At 64.4% G+C, this 432-nt stretch carries 1 protein-coding gene; it reads left to right on the top strand.

Features of this window, described 5'->3' with window-relative positions:
- Positions 1-122 precede the first annotated feature (122 nt).
- On the top strand, positions 123-432 hold a 310-nt coding region (locus tag JQK88_RS35755), incomplete at its 3' end, for a GspH/FimT family pseudopilin (RefSeq protein ID WP_203281293.1).

Raw genomic sequence — 432 nt, 5'->3', positions numbered from 1 at the left:
GACTCCGCCTGACCGCTCGTCGGTGTGGCACCTTTTTGAGGTAATTCCGACGGTTAGCATCCTTCCCGTCTTGTATGGGGAAGAGATCGCTCATGAGCCGTCGTCGGCGAGCTGGTTTCACTTTGATCGAATTGCTGGTGACCATCGCGGTCGCCGCGATCCTCCTGGCCCTGGCTTTGCCGTCGTTCACCGCGGCGTTGCGGTCCAACCGGGTCAGCTCGGCCACCAATCTCACTCTGGCCTCGTTGAACCTGGCGCGCGCCGAGGCGCTGCGCAGCAAGACCAGCGCGCGGGTCTGCCCGGCGCCGGTTTCGGGCAAGGCCTGCGGCGGCGATTGGAGCCGCGGCTTGCTGATCTGGACCGACGAGAACAACGACAAGAACCGGCAGGATTCCGAGGTCAAGCGCATCGTCGATACGCCGCGCGACATCC

The organism is Mesorhizobium caraganae (genome assembly GCF_016836705.1).
Classification (GTDB): Bacteria; Pseudomonadota; Alphaproteobacteria; order Rhizobiales; family Rhizobiaceae; genus Mesorhizobium; species Mesorhizobium caraganae.
This window is presented reverse-complemented; position numbering and strand designations above follow the sequence as displayed.